Consider the following 19,314-nt stretch of genomic DNA (forward strand, 5'->3'; position numbering starts at 1 on the left):
AGCACCTCGCGCGTATGCATCTCGCCTGACGCTGCGGCGCAGTCCTGATCTTCGCCGGTGACACAGACCGCCTCGAATAACGGCAGCGCGAGGGGGTTAGTGACGGTGCTGACGTGGCACCTGCGGAACCGGCGGCAGCCGGTGGTCTGGCCCGTCAGCGTTCCTCTGCCCCCTTGCTCGGGAGCAGGGATGCGCCGCCCGCGCGAGTCAGCGACCCGGAGCGCGTCCGGCAAGGCCCCTGTCAGCCGGCAAGCGAGACGCCATCGACCTCGACCTTCCCTGACACTCGCTCGGCCCCACCAAGACCGCCGATGATCTCGACGACACACCACCCGTTTAAGCACCGCCCGTCCGCTGACGTTGCCGTCAACTACTGCTGTCAGGGACCTCAGTGTCCCACCGGAAACAGATCCCGGTGGGACACTGAGCCTCTTTCATCCTGTTCCGGCAGGGTGAAATGGCTGGTCAGCAGGGCGTAGTGACGCGACAGGGCCCCTCGTCGTTGCCGTGGTGATCTCACTCATCACGTCGTCGCCGGGGGGCCCTGTTGGTTCCGTATCCTGCCATGCTCGATGTGCCGCACGAGCTGGTCGAGCACGTCCCGTGGCTGATCCATACCCGAAGGTGTGAACTCGGATCGCGATGGCGGAAGTTGGGCTGTTTCAAGCAGGCCCTGCTGGTCCTGGCCCATCTACGCAAGAACGAAACGCTCGCCCAGGTCGGAGCCGGGTTCGGGGTGTCGCAGGCGACCGCCTGGCGGTACGTCGACAAGACCCTGGACGTTCTCGCCGCTTGGGCGCCGGGCCTACGCGAGGCCCTGGTGGGCCTGGGCGAGGGCGACTTCGTGATCGTGGACGGCACCTTGATCCCGACCGACCGGATCGCCGCGGACGAGCCGTACTACTCGCAGAAACACCGCAAGCACGGGATGAACGTGCAGGTCATCGCCGCCCCGGACGGCACACCTCTGTGGTTCTCCCGCGCCCTTCCGGGCCGCACCCACGACCTGACCGCCGCCCGCGCCCACGGCATCGTCCAAACCTGCCTGACCAGGGAGATCCTCGTTCCGGCAGACCGCGCCTACCAGGGCGCCGGCGCGACCGTCCGCACCCCCTACCACCGGCACGACGAGCTTCCCGAGCACTACAAGCAGTACAACCGCGACCACGCCCGCCTGCGCGCACCCGGCGAACGCGCCTTCGCCCAGCTGAAGACCTGGAAGATCTTCCGCAAGGCCCGATGCTCCACCAACCGGATCAGCCGCATGATCACCGCCGTCCACACCCTCATGATCCACAGCCCCGCGACCTGCGGAAACTCAGGATGAAAGAGGCTCACTGAGATGCTTCTCTTCCCCTGAGATGTTACTCGAGACCGGAGATGGGGTCAGCTTCGGAGGAGGAGCCAAACCCTATACATCCGACCACCTTGAGCGGCTGTGGATCGAGATAGAGGGGAAATAGATATCCGGCTCGTTTGCGATCGTCCACGTAGGCTACAAGAAGTCCCTGATCGCCCTTTTCGGCAAGACTCGCAAGGCATTCCGAAACCCCGAAAACCGACTTGCCGCGCCGCCGTAAGCCCCCCACCCTCCCCCGAAGGATGCCCCGGAGCCTCGATGCCGGAGGTGGCTCGAGCCAGATCTTGAAAGGCGATCCGGAAATCAATGCATTCTTGGCCTGAATGCCGACATCGGAGTCGGAATCGAATGCAGCGATCAATTCACTTGCAGAGACTTCCTTCATCTCATTTTCTCCCGACGGACGACCAGGTTAGCCCGAAGTCGAAGCTGAAATCGCCAGCCATGATTTCGCCAGCTATGAGACGTTCGTCTTCGAAGAATCTCCCATACTGGGTCCCATGGATCTGAATGATTCTTGACGGATCGATGCAGCTCACCCTGGCGCGCAGCATCACGCCTTCTCCAATAGAGGTGTCACCCAGAGTTTCGACAAAGAACTGGGCAGTCTCCGGATCGTCCGCCTGACGTATAGATGCTATCCGTGGCATTTCCGCCTATGTGAGAATCTATGTCCGCGCGGGTTCCGCGAGGTCCCGCAAGGCCTTGTGCGGCTTTGTCGTATTCATGGCACCCCTTAGCGAGTCCGCGATACAAATAGCCATCGTTGAGATCACAAATATTGTGAACCAGGATCGGCGTGGTTCCCGCAAGGACATAGTACGTGTGATAGGCGACCCCCTACTGACTGCATCTTCGCAGGTGGGCGGCAATCTACCGGTCCGTCAACGTCCGCGGAAGTGCGCTGTTTATCCGACCCTGTCACCGTCAGCATTGCCGTCATAGGTCTACACCACTAGGGGTTTGTTGCAGGTGGCACTGAAAGGGAGGCGGAGCGGGCGTTGGCCGGTGTCCTGCCCGGATTGGGGTCGGGCATGGTCAGGGGGCCGCAAGCTTGCCCGCGATCTCGGGCAGGCTTCGGGCCTGCCCGAATTTGGCCGAGTGGCCCCCTGACCATGCCCGACGCGGGCCCCGGACCGGGTAGGTGGGTAGACCAGGCTTCGCCGCCCGGCCCGCGCCGGAGCACCGATCCCCGCCATGGTGTGTCAATGTTGAGCCACCCTGCCGATGGCAAGCCCGTCGGCCCTTCGTTCAGCATCAACCCGGAGGCGCGGCTCGGATGCTGGCCGATCCCGCCTTCCCTGGCCGGCCTCATCGTTGGCCTGCTGCCAGGCCATCGCCGGGCCCTGCCCGGCCCTTTCCCGCTTCTGCGCGCGCAGGTGGCCGGGCCGTCGCGCGGTGGGGCGTAATCGACCCGGCCAGCTTGACCCGCCACTACATCGCACAGTGCCGGGCAGGCAGGCTCCGCCGCATCCGGTTCCACGATCTCAGGCACACCGCCGCAACCCTGCTCCTCGGACAGGGCGTCGAGCTCGTGGTGATCAAGGAACTACTCGGACACGCCCACATCGGCGTCACTGCCACCGTGTACGCCCACGTCCGGCTCCGCGTCCAGCGCCAGGCTATCGATTCGGCGACGCCCTCCGAGCTGCCGAGAGCCCTGACGACCCGCCAAGTGAAGAGCCCGTCCGCTGACGTTGCCGTCAAACCACCCCAGACAGCACAGAGGCCCCACCGGAAGCAAACTCCGGTGGGGCCGTCGGGATTTAGTGGAACTTAGTCCGGGCTACTCGTCATCCCCAACGAGCCTAGCCCCCAAGGAAATAGCAATCGACTCCGCCAAGGCCCAGTCGTCGTCGTCCATATGCCCCGTTACAACGACACGCCCATGCCTCCAGGAGAAGGACGCCGATGAACTCTTGATTCCATAGACAGGCTGAGTTCCAATATCTGCCCACCGGACAAATCCCTGACGTTCCAGCCTTGAATTTCCGTCAGCAAGAGCCTCCCACTCCTCGCGGGAAACTGGTTTACGCTCACTCTCTGTCCAGAGTTCAGCTCGCGTGATATGGAAGTCGTATCCCATTCCCGGCTCCTCTCGGTGAACTATCCACTTGTATGCCCAAAGAAGAGGCCGACTCCTCGCTCCTGCGCGTAGTTTACGGCTCTGGACATCTGCGCTAGATGCATGTCATTGAGCGTTCCGGACCTTAGGATCACGTAGACCGATCGGCTTCCAATATTCGCCGGATCAGTGAACGCGTACGGCCCAACTCCATCATACTTTGCCGCATCGTCAACCGCTCCCTTAAGGCGCTGGAACAGCTGGCCCCTAACTTGGAAGCTGGGGAGACTCGTATCCATCGCCTTGAGGCTGATCGCATTACCCGTGTCAGGCTCGAACTGGTCAAATGCCTGATGGTTTGCTGGAAGGTTCGAGAATCCCATTTCTTCCTCGAATGCAAGTCCCTTATCACGCGAACTCATGGTCCAGATATTCTGTTGGGCACCACTCGTCATGGCGCCGAGGTCCTGAATTTCGGGACCACATTCATTGTGGACGAGGACCGGCGTCTTGCCCGCTAGCACATAGTACGTGTGGAAGCTGGCGACGGTGAGGTTGTACATCGACTTGGTACCGGGCACTGCGACCACTGAGGCGATCTGTACCTGCTTGCCGTCAGCACTCTTCAGGCTGTGGCCTGCCACGAGGTCCGAGGCCGGCGTCCACGATCCCGTCGTCTCGTCCCAGAAGGGGTGTCGGGCGGTTGTGTGGAGAGTGACGTCGGTCCCCGCGACATCCTTGACCGTGACGTCGATCAGGTCCTCGTCCGAGTGGACCAGTTTTGCCGTGACGGGCTGAGCACCCTGGGTCCCGACGTCGTGCTGGTCCGCCGCCTCGACCTGGTCACCGACGGACAGATCGCCAATCGGCTTCGCCGCCCCGTCCGCCATGAGGACCGGAGTGTCGGGGGTGAAGCTACAGGTGACCGGCTCCGGTTCATGGCCGCCTCCGCCTGCCCCTTCGCTCGGGCTCGACGGCTCGGCGGCGGGTTCGGCCGGTGGCGAGGGATCGGACGGAGGGTGGGGGTCGTCGCCCTTGGGCGTGGCGGGCTTGTCGGTCTTTCCGAGGCGCAGGGTGTCGTCGAACGTGTTCTCGGCGACAGCAGCGCTGTCCTCGGCCCCCTTGGTCAGAAGCCCCTTGACCTTGGACCCGATCTTGGCCGCGTAGCGTCGGGCAAATGCGCTGAGCCCACCTTCCACCTCGATCTCGGGACCGACCGCAAGGGTCGATGCATCTGCCAGGAACTTCCCCGCCTCGTACTGCGACGTGTTCTTCCTGGGTTTCAAATGCTTTGAAACCGACTCCGAGATAGCGGAGTTGATCTTCTTTTTGATCGGCGCGGCCCAGGGGAAGAGGACCTTGGCCGTGAGATTGTCGATCTCGAGACCTTCGTCGATGAAGCCACCAAGGGTGTCGTGGTAGTCACCCTGCGGTGGTGGTGCGTCCCCGCCGCTCATGTCGAACCGGTTGGCGATCAGGCCGGTTGGGTCGCTGCCGGTGATGGGGTTGTTGGCGGCGTACGTATAGCCGCCCATCTGGTCCGGGTCGCCGGCCTCGAAGACGGGATCGACGGTGAGGAAGCGGCCGATGGCGGCGTCGTAGTTGCGGGCACCGAGAAGGCTGAGGCCGGTGGTGGTGTCGGTGGGTCGGCCGAGGTAGCCGTGGTTGTCGGCCCAGGCGTTGGGCGGGGTGCCGCGCGGGTTGCCGTAGGGGTCGAAGCTGCGCCGGGTGATGGCGAGGGTGGTGCTGTCGACCTGGAGTTGGGCGGTGCCCTGAGTGCTGGTGGGCTGGTAGCTGATGGTGCCGTTGCTGGAGCGGACGATGGCGGTGCCGTCGGGTGAGGAGTAGTACCGCTGCCCGGCGACGGCCTTGGTGGTGTTGTTGAGGGTGAGTTGTTCGGCGCCACCGAAGAGATAGAGGACGTTGGAGCCGGTGGTCGGCCCGCGCTGGACGAGCAGCCCGCCGTCGGCGTCGTAGACGTACTTGGTGGCGGTGCCGTTGGTGGTGACGGTGTCGGTGCGGCCTTCTTCGTTGTAGGTGAAGGCCTGGTTACCGGTCTTGCTTCCGCTTGTATCGCGACTGGTGGTGTTTCCTGCGGGGTCGTAGTGGGGGGTGAGGGTGGTGGTGCCGGTGGTCGGGTTGGTGGTGGTGATGGCGGTGGCGGTGTTGGGCTGGGCCGCGACAGCGGTGCCCGCGCCGGGGTAGGTGCTGGTCTGGGTGGTGTTCTTGGCGGGGTTGCCGGTGATGTCGTGCTGGACCTGCTGGGTGCGGTCGCCGAGCTGGTTGTACTGCCAGTCGATCCAGTACGGGGCGGGGCCGCCGATGGTGGCCGGCGTCGGCTGCGTGTTGACGCACTTGGCGAGCTGACCGGCGGTGACCGCGGTGATGCCGCCGGTGTCACTCCAGGCAGTGGTCAGGCGGTTCTGGGCGTCGTAGCCGAAGCACTGGGTGTCCGTGGTGCGGTCGGTTCCGCCGCTGGACTGGGTGTCGGTGATGGTGGTGGGGTTGCCGGCCTGGTCGTAGCCGTAGGTGGTGTTGGAGATGGGGTTGGCGGTGTTGGTCTGGAGGGTGACCTTGTTGGTGGCGAGCCGGCCGGTGGCCTGGTCGTACGTCCGGTTGGTACGCAACTGCTTGCCGGGCATACCGACGGTGGTCTGCAGGACCTGACCGAGCGGGCTGTAGGCAACGGGACCGGAGTACTTGGTGGAGTCGGATCCCGCGCCGATCAGCAGGCCCTGGGCGTTGTACCCGTACCCGACGGTCTCGGCCGGCAGACCTCCTTCGGTGCCGTAGGTGGTGGATCCGAGCCAGCCGACGTCCTGGGTGTAGTCGGTCCTGGCGGTGTAGCTCCCGGCGAGGTTGCCCTCGGCCGCCGGGATGGTGGTGGTGGTGCTGGTGGGCTGGTAGTTGGAGTTGTAGGAGTCGATCTTCTTGATGTAGGCGCTGCCGGTCTTCCCGCCGACGTACCGGGTGGAGCTGTCGGGTAGGCCCTTGTACTTCTGGTCGTAGGTCCACTCGGCGAGGAGCTTGGAGCTGTCGGTGGTGCTGGTCCCGGAGTATTCGCCGATCCGCCGGCCCGCCAGGTCGTAGCTGAAGGCGAGGCTCTGGTTTCGGGCGTCGGTGGTGGTGGCAGTGCGGCCGTACTGGTCGTAGGTGGTCCTGGACGAGCCGGTGTCGGGGTCGGTCTTGGACGTGAGCTGACCCTGCAGGTCGTAGGTGTAGGACCAGGTGTTTCCGGCGCTGTCCTTGACGGTGTCGAGCTGGCTGCCAGGGGTGTACGTGTAAGTGGTGGTGATGTCGGCGGCGGGTGCGGCGTTGGCGGTGTTGCTGGACCAGATCTTGACGTTGGCCGCGTCGTAGAGGGCGAGGTTGGCATCGCCCTGGACCTTGAGGTAGCCGCCGGGGTGGGTGCCGGAGCCGCTGGACCACAGTTGGGTGGTGCCGTTGGTGTCGAGGACCACGAGGTTGCCGTCGGCCGTGACCTTTGCGCAGGCACCCGGGTGGCCCGCGGTACCACTGGACCAGAGCACCTGGCCGCTGGCGATGCCGGTCAGGACCAGGTTTCCGTCGGCCTGCATCGACAACCGGACGCTCTTGGAGAGCACGGACGTTCCGGGCGTGATCGTCGTCCCGCCGGCCAGCTGCCGGTCGGGGGTGGTGTCACGTGCGACGGTGGAGGTGGTCCGCCCGAGCGCGTCCGTGTAGGTGGTGGTGGCGGTTCCCCCCGCGGGCGGAGTGGTGTCGACCCGGTCCGCGCCCTTGAAGATGGTTGCGGACTGCCAGAGCACGTCCGCGAAGGAACGGAGCGAGCTGGTCACGGCACGGCCCTGACCGTCGTAGCCGATCTGGGTGACCGATGGTCCGGTCTGGTTGGTCTCCGCCCACAGGGTTGTACCCGGCGCAGTCGTCGTGTCGACGTACGGGGCGATGCTGCGGACGTTCCAGCCGTGCGAGTCGTAGAAAGCGGAAGAGATCAGCCGCCCGGCACCGTTGTCGGGTCGGGTCGACTGGCCCTGACGGGGCTGCAGGAAGCCGTCGTAGAGAGTGACGGCGGTGTTGTAGAGGCCGCCCTCGAGAAGGGTCTGTGTGGTGACAGTTGTCGGGTCGGGGTTGTCGCCCGCGCCGTGCACGGAGTAGCCGAACTTGCGGTCGGGGCTCTGGGTCGCCTTGTCCCGGCCCGGGGTCCACACCGCGAGACGGCGGCCCAGCGTGTCGTAGGTCGACTCGGTGACCTTGCCGTTGGCGTCGACCGCCTTCGTCACCAGCCCACGAGCCGGCGCAATGCTGCTGGTACCGGTCCAGCCCATCGGATTCGTGGTGGAGAACGACGTCGGCAGCGTCGACGTCGCCGGGGAGTACGCCGTGAGGGTCGCCTGACCACCAACGTCCAGGCTCTTGATCACCCGGCCGTAGCCGTCGTAGGCCACCGCGCCGGTCGTCTGGAACTGCGGAGCGCCGGCGCCGTCGTAGCCCGTGATGATCTGGTTCGAAGTCACGAGGCCGAGCGTGGAGCCGTTCTGACCGAGGGTACCGAGCGCGCCGGGGTTGGTGACGGTGCCGTCACCGTCGTAGAAGACGCGATTGTGGTTGATCGTCGTGGCGCTGCCGGCCGCAGTGGAGCACGACCCGGCGACCGTGACGGTCTCGCTCGGGTAGCCGAGCATCATGGGATTGCCGACCGGAGCAGCCGCGTAGGAAGTGGTGGTGCAGGTCTCCTGCGAGGGGACTGCGAGGTCACCCGTGCTGTCGACCTTCGACACCCGCCCGAGGCCGTCGAATGTGGTGCGATCCTGAGCGGTCCGCCAGGTGACGCCGTCCGACATCAGTCCGAGCGAGCGGGAGGACACGGCCTGGGTCCGGTGGACGGTCAGGTCCGGCAGGGTCGACAGGCGCGCCGGCGCCGGGGTCTCGGAGGTCCACGCGGTGCGCGGAAGATCGAGCACTGTCGCAACCACAGGCTCGTCGATCAAGGCCTTGCCGGTGACGGTTCCGCCAGCCTGGGTGTAGGAGGCAGCCTCCTGCGGCGTGCCCGCAAGCCAGGAGCTGTCGGTGATCTGCTCCCCGAGCGAGTTGGCCGGCTTGACGCTGCGCCGGGTCCCGTCGGCCTTGTAGTCGCCATCCATACCGCGCAGGTACGAGACCGTGCTCTGGGTGATCGGGTCCGGAGCGGTGCCGGCAGTCGTGGTGACGGTGCGGTAGCCGCGGAAGTCGTTCCAGGTGCGGTACTTGTCGTCGGTGAGCTCGGAGTCGTCACGGTGCCAGGCAGCGCCGCCGATGTAGTCGTACTTGACGACATGTCCGGGGGATCCGGCCTTCGTGCGGTCACTGGAGGCGATCTGAGTGACGAGGGTTTTGTTGAACCAGTCCGCAATGGGGTCCTTGGCCCCCGGAGTGGCCCAGTAGACCGGGTAGCAGGCCATGGTGTTGCTGTCGGCGGAGATCGGCATGGTGCCCTTGGAACGCGAGCACTCGGGGTCGCGGTAGGTGACCGCGATGGATGCGCCGGTCTCGGTCTGGACGCTGGAAATGCGCGGGTGGTAGAGCGGCGGGGCGGCTGGGGTGAGGCCGTCGACCCGGTTGTCCATCTCGATTCCGGTGAAGGTGACCGGGTCGAGCGGGATGCTGTCGGTGCCGCCCGCCGAGGTGTCCCTGCCGGTGTGCTGGATGGACTGGAGCCACATCACGGCTTGGAGGGCACCGACGTTCTTCGGGTCCTGCGTCTTGCCGGTGACGGGGTCCATGGTGCCGCCGGCGTCCGAGAAGGCATGGGTCAACGTGTAGGAGTCCACGTCCTGCCAGCCCGACCCGGTGCGGATCCTGGTGTCCACGGACTTCAGCCGGTAGGTCGACCAGAACGTCGGAGCCGCGACCTGACAGACGTCGTCGCCGGTGCCGGAGGTCTTGTCCGTGGAGGGGCAGTTCAGGTCGTACGGGCTGTCCGGCCAGTTGGTGGCGGTGGTCTTCGACAGGTTCCCGTACTGGCATACGGCATCGGAGACGGTGCAGCGCTGGGCGGTGTTGAAGACGACCTTCGCGGCCGGCTCCCGACCGCCGACGGCGTCGGCGAGCTTGTAGCCGTAGGAGATCTGGGTCAGGTACCCGCCGCGGGTGTAGGCGGTCAGGGTTCCGCCGGTGCCGCTCTGGGCGACCTGCCCGTAGCCCATGTTGTAGTAGTTGGACTCGTTCGCCCAGTCGTAGCGCTGAACGTTGCCGTTCGGGTCAACGATGAAGTCGAGGTTGAACCGGTAGCCGGGCTGCTTGTCGCACTGGGAGTCCTTGCCCTTGACAGCCGAATAGCAGGGATCACCGTTGTTGGGGTGGTAGACAGGCACGCCCCAGGCGCTGTTGGTCGCAGCATCCGTGGTCGTACCCGGTGCGTGGTTCAGACCAAGGTAGAAGGCCGTACCGTCGGTCGTGGTGACCTTGAAGTACTCGCCTTCCCAGAGTCCGTTCGACGCACCCGTCAGTCGCTCGATCCGCGTCCCGTCGTCGGTCTGGAGGTGGTACAAACCACCGCTGTCCCGAACCAGCTGGCCGGTGTGGGAGCCGAGCGAAAGGGTCGCGTTCCAGCCGGCCCAGCACTGATCGCCGGAGTCCTTGATGCCGGAGTTCGCACAGGCCTTGTAGGAGCGTTCGATGAAGCCCGGGCTGTAGGACCAGCCGTCGCCGATCCACGAGGACTGCGAGTTGCGTGCCGAGGTCTCACCGTCGATGGACTGGGAGTCGTACGAGAGACCGACCACGGGTGCGTCACCGGTGAGCGACGGCGGCACGGTGACCGGGTAGCTGTACGTGAACGACCCGGCCGCCGAGGCCGACCAGGATCCCGCGGCGGACAGCGATGTCGCCGTGTAGTCGCCCTGCGAGCCGCCCGTGCCCGCCACCGCGGCCACCGCGGTACCTCCCGAGGCCGCCGCGGTGGCCATCGGCGCGGCGAACGCCGACTTGGCCGGCGAGGCCGCCCCGGCAAGTGCGACCGTACCGGTGATCTTGCGGGTCAGCGGGTCATTGGTGAACTCCATCGGCTGCTGCACCCGGCACGCCGCCACCTCGGGGGTGGTGAGCGCGCAAGCCGGCATCCTGACCAGGTGCAGGCGGGAGGCCCAGCCTCCGCCGTAGGCCTGCTCGATGGAGGTGTAGTCGAGGGACACCGCGACATTGTCGGAGCCGGAGCCGCCGTCGGCGCGGGTCAGGCCGACCAGCAGACCGTCAACGTCGGCGGACTTGGCCTGGCTTCGGTCGGCGACCTGCACCCTCACCGACGGAGGCGGCGAACTCTTCGCTGCGGACGTGGCCATCGGCCCGACAGGGGTCGCCACACGCAGGGAGACCGGTGACGGCTTCGGCGCCGACGTGGGGTCGGCCTGGCTGGTCGAGGCCTTCGGCCAGGCGACCGGAACAACCGCGTGCTGCGTGAGTTCACGTGCACCGGCCGGTACGCGCGTCGTCGGCTTCGCGTCCCGTCCATCCGCAGGATGTCCGGGTACCTTCGGCGACTCGGGCAGCGGGTCGGCCGCCCAGCTGCGGTCGATGGCTTGGAACGGACCGATGACGACCTCGGCGGCGGCAGCCACCGGCACCGTCAGGGAGAACGCGGTGAAGGCCGCGACCGCGACCGTCCCCCGTCTGCCCCAGGCCCGGGCCCGGGCCCGTAGGAATGTGTGATACCTCGCGCGCAAAGCTGACCCTCACTCGGGGGAGAGGACGAATGCCGGGGCGCGATCCATCCAGAAACCACCCCCGACCACGGTCAGCGAGAACCGTATTGCCACGCACTGACAGCAGCAATAGCCTTTCCCGGCAAGCTTCCTGAGTGACTGCCATGGCAGCGCTGACCTGTGGAATCGCCACAGGACGAAGACCAACAAATGAGTTCCAAATCCGACACTTCGTCAGCTCCGACACGAACGGTGTGACTTCCGTCACGAAAGCTGCGAATGATGCCGTGCTCCTTCCGGAAAGGGATATCTCGTGGGGGAATCCGCCAAGGCCCGCGGCCACGCCAGTCGGCGAGGCCGCAGGTCACCAAGCACACAACTGGCCACATCGGCCGTACTGATGGGTCTCCTGCTCGCCGGGATGCCGGCGGGCGCCGCAGCCGCTGCGCCCGCCACCAATGAGCAGGTCGGCCCGTTGGCCGCTGCTCGTACGGCTGCGGCGACGTCAGGCAAGCCGGTCACCGTGGACGCGCTGACCACCGAGACCGCGCAGACCGTGGCCAACCCCGACGGCACGTTCAGCCTGACCTCACACATCCTCCCTGCCCGGGTGAAGAGGAACGGCACCTGGACCGGGGTGGACGCCACGCTCGCCAGGAACAGCGACGGCACGCTGTCCCCGAAGGCCACCCCATCCGGACTGGCTCTCTCCGGGGGCGGCACCGGCCCGCTCGCCACCCTGGCCGATGTCAAGGGCCGCAGGCTCTCACTCACCTTCCCGGTCTCCCTTCCCGCCCCGGTCTTCTCCGGCGACACTGCCACCTACAGCGCGGTCCTGCCCGGGGTCGACCTCAAGGTCATCGCCTCCGACCAGGGCGGCCTGCGTGAGGTCCTGGTCGTCCACGACGCGGCCGCAGCCGCGAACCCGAAGCTCCAGTCCCTCAAGCTCGCGACCGGCACCAGCACCGGCCTCGAGCTCGCCGCCGGCCAGGACGGCACCTTCACCGCGAAGTCCCCCGACGGCAGCACAGCGTTCGCCGCGCCCGCCCCCGTCATGTGGGACTCGTCCACCGCCGGTGGCGACACCGCCACGCAAGCGGCCGCCCCGAAGGCGAAGTCCGCCGCCCGGGGATCGGCCGCCGCCCCGGATAGCGCCGCCGTCCCGCCTCAGTCGGGGTCCACCGAGCGGGAGCCCGGTACCGGCGCCAAGGTCAAGCCGATCACCCTCACGGCGGAGGCCGGCACACTCACCCTCACCCCCGACAGCGGAATGCTGACCGGCCCTGACACCGTCTGGCCGCTGTACATCGACCCGTCGGTCAGCCCCGTCACCACCGGTACCAACCACTTCGCCACCGTCAAGGAGGGCTGTCCCGGCCAGGGCGCCTACGACATCGCCCAGGACAACGGCCAGGGAGTCGGCTACCAGCACTGGGACACCTGCCAGGGCCTCTATCGGTCGTTCTACGAGCTCAACACCAGCAACCTGACCGGCGACATGGTGGTCTCCCGGTCGGAGTTCCACATCACCGAGACCTACGGTGCGGTCTTCGACTGCAACCACCAGGCGCCGGTCGCCCTGGCCACCGTCAGCGCGCTCAGGTCCGACGTCTCCTGGAACACCAACCAGCCCTGGGTCGCCGGTGACGGCTGGCTCGGCAGCACCCAGTACCCGAAGAGCTCAAACATCTCCAACCACTGCGGCAACCATGAGGCCGTCTTCGACGTCACCGGCCAGATGCAGAAGATCCCCGGACACGGCGACACCTGGACCGTCGGCATCTACGGCAACGAGACCAAGTCCGGCACCAACAATGACTTCATGCGGTTCAACGCCAACCCGTACGTCGTCACCGTCTTCGACATCGCACCCGACGTTCCCGGCGACATCGGCAGCACCCCCAGCCCACACAACCCGGACGGCAACGGCTGCGACGGCACCCCCGGCTGGATCGGCGACACCGGCTCCACCAACGGCGTCTCCAACATCACCCTCAATGCCCGTCTCAGCACCAGGATGAGCGGGGTCAACCTGCGCGCCGGCTACCACGTGTGGGACGACATGGTCGACAACGGAAGCGGTGGCTCCGCCGACGCGGCCTGGCTCGCCAGCAACTGGGTCGCCAGCGGCGGCACCGTCCTTACCAGTATCGGAGGCATGGTCAGCGATGGCCACCAGTACGGCTGGAACACCTGGGCCAACGACGGCACGCTCAACAGCGCCTTCTCCCCCTACTGCTACTTCAAGGTCGACCTGACCGCCCCGAGCATCCCCTCCATCACCGACAACGCTGCCTTCCCCCCGATCGGCAGCACGAAGGCACCCACCGGCCACGCCGGCGACACCGGCGCCACGGTCACCGTCACCGCCAACGACCCCACCCCCGGGGGCTGCAACCGCGCCGCCTGCGTCAGCAGCGGCATCGACCGCTTCGAGTACTCACTCGACGCCAGCATCGCCGCCGTCGGCGCCCGCTCCGTCGCGGCGACCGCCACCGGCGCCGGGAACGCCACCGCGGCCGTACCGATCGATGTCCCGCGCGACCTCTGGGGGGCGCACACCCTGTTCGTCCGCGCCGTAGACAAGGCCGGCAACACCCGGGCCACCGTCGCCCAGTACAACTTCTTCGCGCCCTGGAACCCGACCACCACTGTCGCCCCCGGCGACCTCACCGGCGACGGCGTCCCCGACCTCGCCGCCACCACCACCGACGGCAACCTCGTCCTCATCTCCGGCGGCACCGACCCCAACGCCACACCGGTCACCGCCTCCACGCCCGCGCAGAGCCCCGGCGGGGCCAGCTGGTCCGACTTCCTCATCACACACCGAGGCTCCGTCAGCTCGAGCATCGACGACCTGTTCGCCTTCAACAAGAACACCCACCAGCTCTGGCTCTACCCCAATGACGGCAGCACGCTGATCAACGGGGAAGCCGGCGTCCCGGGGCACTTCACCAACGGCGGCTACAGCAACATCAAGAATGTCGGCAGCTGCCCCGCCAAGGGCTCCGACGGCACCTGGAACAGGGTCACCCAGATCCTCGCCGGCGGTGCCCTCGCCCAGCCCAATACCCCCAGTGACCTCATCACCGTCGACAACAAGGAGCTCTGGTACTACCCCGGCACCTTCCGAGACGGCTGCTACCTCGGCACCGGCGTCCGGATCGGCACCGGCGACTGGTCCAACACCACCCTGATCGCCCCCGGAACCGTCGCCGGAGCACCCACCCTGTGGGCCCGCGACAACTCCACCGGAGCCATCACCAGCTACCCCCTCACCTTCGCCAACGGCATGCCCACCACCGCCATCACCGCCCCTGCCGCCTCCACTCTGGTCTCCGGCGTCCGCAATGCCGCCGGGCAGACCATGTGCCTGGACGGCACCAACAGCGGAACCGCGAACGGCACCGCCATCCAGCTGTGGGACTGCAACGGCACCGGCGCCCAGCAGGTCACCTTCGGCACCGACAAGACCGTCCGGGTCAACGGAAAGTGCCTGGACGTCAGCAGCTCCGGCACCACCGATGGCACCACCGTGCAGATCTGGGACTGCAACGGCACGGCCGCCCAGCAGTGGGAACCGGGCCCCACCCCCGGCAGCCTGAAGAACACCAACTCCGGCCGGTGCCTCGACGACCCGTTCGCCTCCAACACCCCCGGCAACAAGCTCGTCATCTGGGGCTGCAACAGCGACGGCAACCAGAAGTGGACCACCGCCGCCGACAGCACCACCCAGCCCGCCCCACAGAACATCCTGGCCATCGGTGGCGGCAACCGGACGACCACCATCTCCTCCCCCGGTGACATCGACGCCGACACCTACCCCGATCTCTACACCACCACCGGCGGCGAGATCACCCGCTACCCCGGTATTCGGCCCACCGGCGGCCTCGCCCGATTCGGCGCCCCCGTCCCCATGGGCGCCGTCCACCAGCCCAGCGACCGCTGGACACTCACCGACACCACCGACAGCGTCCGGCCCGCCAACAACCTCACCCTCACCGGGGCCGCCACCATCAGCACCGGCCGGACCAGCAAGGCCCTCAACCTCGACGGCAACAGCCCGTCAACGGCCAAGACCACCGGCCCGGTGCTCGACACCACCCAGAGCTACACCATCTCCGCCTGGGCCTACCTCACCAACACCAACGGCTACGCCACCGTCGTCGGCCAGTCCGGCACCAACCTCAGTGCCTTCTACCTCCAGTACTCGAAGGCCTACGGCGCCTGGACCTTCATCAGCCCCGACAGCGACACCGCCGGTCCTGGCTTCTCCACCCCCGCAGCCGCCCCGAGTCCGCCCGAGCTCAACAAGTGGACCCACCTGGTCGCCACCTACGACATCACCAGCAAGGCCATGAAGCTCTACGTCAACGGCACCCTCGTCGCCACCGGCAGCAACCCCAGCCCCTGGAACTCGAGCGGCCCTCTCACCATCGGCAGCGCCAAGACCGGCGACTACTTCCCGGGCCAGATCAGCGACGTCCAGACCTGGAACACCGCCCTGACCTCCGCCACCATCGCCACCCTCGACACCGACCGGCCCAACTTCACCCAACTCGGCTGACCAGCAATTGCTTCCTGCCGACAGCGGCCCTGCCGTCCACCCTGGACGGCAGGGCCGCGTTGCTGCTCCCCCGAGCCGGCCTCAAGGCACCGAGCGCCTCCTCCTCGGAGTCGAAAGGAGAGCGCCATGCCCTTGTGGCGTTGCAGATCTCCCACCCCACCGAAGGCATGCTCTCCAGCCCCGTACCGCCCGCTCCCCTCCCACTGCTCCCCCGCGCCGAGGGAGCTCGGGCCCGCACGCCGTCCAGCGGGCCGCGCGCCGTCAGGAGGACCTTCCGGCCGCCCGGTCCGCGGCGTCGGTCGGCTCGTCGCCGCGCCGCAGTTCCCTGGTGACCGCCCAGACCACCGAGACCGCCGGGACGGCGACCACCGCGCCGATCACCCCGGCGGCGATGCTGCCGCACAGGACCGAGGCGGCAACCACCACCGGGTGCAGGTTGACCGCCCAGCTCATCACCAGCGGGTGCAGCAGGTGCCCCTCGATCTGGCCGATCACCACGATCAGCGCCAGCACCACCAGCGCGATCACCGGCCCCCGGGAGGCCAGCGCGACGACCGACGCGACGACCATCGCGATCGGCGAGCCGACCAGCGGGACGAAGGAGGCGAAGAACTCCAGCAGGGTCAGCGGCAGCGCGAGCGGGACGCCGAGCAGGAAGAGCGCGATGCCGACCAGGATCGCGTTGGTACCGGCCACGATGACGATGCCGCGGGTGTACCCGGAGAACGTCCGCCAGGCGGTGCGCCCGGCCCGGTGGTACGGGTCGCGGGCGCCCTCCGGGAGCTGCCCGCTGGTCCACAGCCACATCCGGTCGCCGGAGTGCAGCATGAACACGGTGGTGAACAGCGCGAGCGCGGCCCCGGTCGCGACCTCCGCCACCCGCCCCGCACCGCTCAGGGCGCTGCTGATCAGGGTGGACCGGTGCTCCGAGACGTAGGTGGTGACCTTGCCGCGCAGGTCGTCGAAGACCTTGGGGTCGATGTGGAACGGGTTGCCCGCCAGGAAGCGTTCGAGCCGGTCCACGCCTCCGGTGAACTCCTCGCCGAGGCTGGACGCCTCCATCGCCACGGTCTCCCCGATCAGGGCCAGCAGGCCGGCGATCACCAGCACCGCCCCGACCAGTCCGAGCAGCACCGCCAGGGACCGCGGCATCCGCCGGGCGAGCAGGTCGACCAGCGGGCGCAGCACCGAGGTGATCACCAGCGCCAGGAAGAAGGCCAGCGTGACCAGGTGGAACTTCCCGAGCACCATCAGGATCAGGTATCCGGCCCCGGCGACCACCAGCAGCCGCCAGGCGTAGTCGGACAGGTGCCGCAGGGCGGGCCCGGCGTACGGGCCCGGCCCCTGGTTCGCGCTGGCGTGCCGTCGGGTCGCCGGCCGGTCGCCGCGGGCGGACCGCCCGCCACGGCCGGATGTGTCGCCGCGTCCGGATCGGTCGCCGCGTCCGAATCGGTGGCCGCGGCCCGGCCGGACCGGGTGCTGGTAGGACATCAGTCCTGCATACCGGCGACCGGCCGGGGCGGGCGGCTCCCGCGCCGGGGAGCGGCCCGGGTCAGCCCGACCGGCTCAGGGCCGGGACCGGTCGCGCGGTCCGGCCGCGTGGTCCGGCCGCGTGGTCCGGCCGCGCGGTCCGGCCGCGGGCGGTCAGCCGCCGCACTGCGCCAGCATGGCCTTCTTGTCGGCGGGCGTGACCGGCAGCTGGTACTTGAGCGAGACCTGGGCGAACCGCACCACGTACGAGCAGCGGATCTCGGCGTTGGCGGGCAGCCAGGCGGCCGGGCCGGAGTCGCCCTTGGACGCGTTCTGCGAGCCGTCCGCCGGGATCAGGTTGAGCGGGTCGTTGGCGATCTGGACCCGCTTGCCCTTGTCCCACTTGGCGGCGCCCTGCTGCCAGTCGTAGGACAGCGGCATCACGTGGTCGATCTGGATCTTCGACGCCTGCTGCTTGGTGAACGTCACCAGCTTGCCGGTGTAGGGGTCGTAGATGGTCATCCCGGTGACCACGCAGGCGGAGCCGTCCTTGTGCTCGACCTTGGTGCCGTCGCGGCTGAGCAGGTCGTCGCGGGTGGAGCAGTTGTTGTGGCCGAGCGGGACGCCGTCCACGTTGTCCGTCCAGGCCGGGCCGAACTGGTCGCGGTCGTAGCCGGTCTTCGGGCCGGGCTCGGCGGTCTTCACCTGCGCGATCAGGTCGCGGGCGGCCTTGCGGTCCTGGTCGGAGGTGATCGCGGCGAGGCCGGGCCGGGTGCCGTCCGGGTTCTGCAGCGGGTTGGTGCCGCGGGCCCGGGCGGACACGGCGTCGGAGGAGGAGGTGGCGGGCCCGCCGGTGCAGGCGGCCAGGGCGAGGGCGGGCAGCAGGAGGAGGGTGGCGGCGGACAGGGCGGGGCGGCGGGCGCGCACGGAGTTCTCCCCCGTTGGAGTGAGGCTGACGGCGCACCAGGAGACCAGGGCCGCTCTCGCCGGGTCAAGTCGGCGCTGCGGGGCTCGCCGGGAGCGGGTCGAAGCTCACACCGGGCGTACGGGCTGCCGCCGGGCGGACCCGGGACAGTCGACCGCCGGGCGGGCTCCCGGGGCGGTCAGCCGCCGGGCGAGCCCGGGACAGTCAGCCGCCCGGCGGGCCCGGGGCGGTCAGCCGCCGATCGCCGACATCGGCCGCTCGGGCCGGACGAAGTCGGCGGAGTTGATGGCGTGCCCGGGGCCCTTGCGGGCGATGGTGTTCCGCCAGGCCGACTCGACGGCCGCGTCGTCGGCGCCGCCGCGCAGCAGCGCCCGCAGGTCGGACTCCTCGGTGGCGAACAGGCAGTTGCGCAGCTGGCCGTCGGCGGTGAGCCGGACCCGGTCGCAGCCGCCGCAGAACGGCCGGGTGACGGAGGCGATCACGCCGATCACGGTGTCGGTCCCGGCGATCCGCCACTCCTCCGCGGGGGCGTTGCCGTGCCGGCCGACCGGCACCAGGGACCAGCGGCGGCCGAGGACCTCCAGGATCTCGTCGGCGGTGACCATGGTGGCGCGGTCCCAGGCGCCCTGGGCGTCGAGCGGCATCGACTCGATGAACCGCATCCGGTAGCCGTGCCCGGCGGCGAACTCGACCAGGTCGAGGATCTCGTCGTCGTTGGTCCCGCGCACCGGCACCGCGTTGATCTTCACCGGGTCCAGTCCGGCGGCCCGGGCGGCGGCCAGGCCGGCGAACACGTCGGCGATCCGGTCGCGGCGGGTGATCGCCGCGTACCGCTCGGGCCGCAGGGTGTCCAGGCTGACGTTGACCCGGCCGAGGCCCGCCGCGGCGAGTTCGGCGGCGGTGCGGGCGAGGCCGATGCCGTTGGTGGTGAGCGAGAGCTCGGCGCCGAGCGCGGTCAGCCGGGCGACCAGGCCGGGCAGGCCCCGGCGCAGCAGCGGTTCGCCGCCGGTGAGGCGGATGGTGCGGATGCCGAGGCGGTCCACGGCGATCCCGACCAGCCGGGCGATCTCATCGTCGGTGAGCACCTCGGCCTTGGGCAGCCAGTTCAGGCCCTCGGCGGGCATGCAGTAGGTGCAGCGCAGGTTGCACCGGTCCGTGAGGGAGACCCGCAGGTCGGTGTGGATCCGCCCGAAGCGGTCCACCAGGGGGGACGGTGCGCCGTGCCCGTTCGCTGTACGTGGTGCCATCGACCCAGTACAGGGGGCGCCG

7 protein-coding genes and 2 pseudogenes are annotated in these 19,314 nt (G+C 68.2%); 3 read left to right on the forward strand and 6 right to left on the reverse strand.

Annotation, left to right across the window (positions count from 1 at the left end):
- The first annotated feature begins 507 nt into the window (after nucleotides 1-507).
- Nucleotides 508-1,327, forward strand: a pseudogene (locus AC2TEW_RS09750) (transposase family protein).
- A 37-nt stretch (nucleotides 1,328-1,364) separates the two neighbouring features.
- Here AC2TEW_RS09750 and AC2TEW_RS09755 read toward each other — a convergent pair.
- Nucleotides 1,365-1,745, reverse strand: coding sequence for a hypothetical protein (locus AC2TEW_RS09755; RefSeq protein ID WP_484622953.1), 381 nt, complete (start codon nucleotides 1,743-1,745; stop codon nucleotides 1,365-1,367).
- A gap of 1,023 nt (nucleotides 1,746-2,768) precedes the next feature.
- Between AC2TEW_RS09755 and AC2TEW_RS09760 the strand changes: the two are divergent.
- Nucleotides 2,769-3,140, forward strand: a pseudogene (locus tag AC2TEW_RS09760) (tyrosine-type recombinase/integrase); the annotation flags it as partial.
- 6 nt (nucleotides 3,141-3,146) lie between these two features.
- Here AC2TEW_RS09760 and AC2TEW_RS09765 read toward each other — a convergent pair.
- The gene (locus tag AC2TEW_RS09765; RefSeq protein ID WP_484622954.1) at nucleotides 3,147-3,446 is read right to left on the reverse strand and encodes a hypothetical protein; all 300 of its coding nucleotides are present in this window, start codon (nucleotides 3,444-3,446) and stop codon (nucleotides 3,147-3,149) included.
- Nucleotides 3,447-3,466: 20 nt separating this feature from the next.
- Complete coding sequence (locus tag AC2TEW_RS09770) at nucleotides 3,467-10,999, reverse strand: polymorphic toxin-type HINT domain-containing protein (protein ID WP_484622955.1); 7,533 nt, start codon at nucleotides 10,997-10,999, stop codon at nucleotides 3,467-3,469.
- Between the two features lie 484 nt (nucleotides 11,000-11,483).
- Between AC2TEW_RS09770 and AC2TEW_RS09775 the strand changes: the two genes are divergently transcribed.
- On the forward strand, nucleotides 11,484-15,650 hold the full coding sequence (locus AC2TEW_RS09775) for a LamG-like jellyroll fold domain-containing protein (protein ID WP_484622956.1): 4,167 nt from the start codon (nucleotides 11,484-11,486) through the stop codon (nucleotides 15,648-15,650).
- A 261-nt stretch (nucleotides 15,651-15,911) separates the two neighbouring features.
- Here AC2TEW_RS09775 and AC2TEW_RS09780 read toward each other — a convergent pair whose 3' ends face one another.
- From AC2TEW_RS09780 to moaA, 3 genes are all read right to left on the reverse strand, one after another.
- Complete coding sequence (locus AC2TEW_RS09780) at nucleotides 15,912-17,141, reverse strand: AI-2E family transporter (RefSeq protein WP_484622957.1); 1,230 nt, start codon at nucleotides 17,139-17,141, stop codon at nucleotides 15,912-15,914.
- Between the two features lie 153 nt (nucleotides 17,142-17,294).
- The gene (locus tag AC2TEW_RS09785; protein WP_484622958.1) at nucleotides 17,295-18,047 is read right to left on the reverse strand and encodes an HNH endonuclease family protein; all 753 of its coding nucleotides are present in this window, start codon (nucleotides 18,045-18,047) and stop codon (nucleotides 17,295-17,297) included.
- A gap of 228 nt (nucleotides 18,048-18,275) precedes the next feature.
- Nucleotides 18,276-19,292 carry a GTP 3',8-cyclase MoaA gene (gene moaA, locus AC2TEW_RS09790; protein ID WP_484622959.1) on the reverse strand — a complete coding sequence of 339 codons (1,017 nt, stop codon included), beginning with the start codon at nucleotides 19,290-19,292 and terminating at the stop codon, nucleotides 18,276-18,278.
- Nucleotides 19,293-19,314: the final 22 nt, after the last annotated feature.

It is taken from the genome of Kitasatospora sp. NEAU-CNBT7 (genome assembly GCF_057220535.1).

Excerpts from the sequence above, each read along its gene's own strand:
- moaA (WP_484622959.1), bottom strand. The coding sequence starts at position 19,292 with ATGGCACCACGTACAGCGAACGGGCACGGCGCACCGTCCCCCCTGGTG.
- AC2TEW_RS09755 (WP_484622953.1), bottom strand. The coding sequence starts at position 1,745 with ATGAAGGAAGTCTCTGCAAGTGAATTGATCGCTGCATTCGATTCCGAC.
- AC2TEW_RS09780 (WP_484622957.1), bottom strand. The coding sequence starts at position 17,141 with ATGTCCTACCAGCACCCGGTCCGGCCGGGCCGCGGCCACCGATTCGGA.
- AC2TEW_RS09775 (WP_484622956.1), top strand. The coding sequence starts at position 11,484 with ATGGGTCTCCTGCTCGCCGGGATGCCGGCGGGCGCCGCAGCCGCTGCG.
- AC2TEW_RS09765 (WP_484622954.1), bottom strand. The coding sequence starts at position 3,446 with ATGGGATACGACTTCCATATCACGCGAGCTGAACTCTGGACAGAGAGT.